At 26.5% G+C, this 603-nt stretch carries 1 pseudogene; it reads left to right on the top strand.

The window, feature by feature from the left end:
- Positions 1-286 precede the first annotated feature (286 nt).
- Positions 287-603, top strand: a pseudogene (locus tag EZH24_RS13170) (SpoIID/LytB domain-containing protein); the annotation flags it as partial.

Below are 603 nucleotides of genomic sequence, written 5' to 3'. Positions count from 1 at the left end.
TAATAAGATTTTTAAGAGTTAAACCGAATTTATTTTAAGTAATAGGTTCGGTTTACTTTCTTTCACCGAAGGTGCGCAGAGAGATTAAAGAATTTTAGACTTGCGGATAATCTACATTCTTTCATATAATATAATTTTTACGAACCTCATGCGGATATGCATGGGGTTTTATTTTATTCTTTTAAAATATAATTAAATAATATTATTTTAAAGTAAATTTTTAATATTTCCGATATTGATATTAAAATTTATATTTTAAATCAATATTTTAGGAGTATTAAAAATCATGAAAATAATAAAATCTCTATTTATAATCGCATCTTTATTCATAATAAACGGGACAATTTTTGCGACTACAATCAAAGTTCATTTAACCGAAGTAAAAGCGCCTTATACTATAGACATTAAAGGACCTTATAAAGCCTATAATTATAAATATGAAAGCGAAATCGTATCGGCTCTTACAAACGAAAGAGTTATGGTTGTCGAACATAGATTGGGGCTTAAAGTAAACGATGTGGGAATATATAAAGAGGGAATAGTTTTTGAAACTGAAGACGGATTTACTTTAAACGGAATAGAATATTTAAACGGAATAGAATA

Origin of the sequence: Brachyspira catarrhinii (assembly GCF_005518285.1) — a bacterium.
Taxonomy (GTDB): domain Bacteria; phylum Spirochaetota; class Brachyspiria; order Brachyspirales; family Brachyspiraceae; genus Brachyspira; species Brachyspira catarrhinii.
The sequence above is the reverse complement of the archived record's forward strand: the minus strand, read 5'-3'. Positions and strand labels throughout refer to the sequence as shown.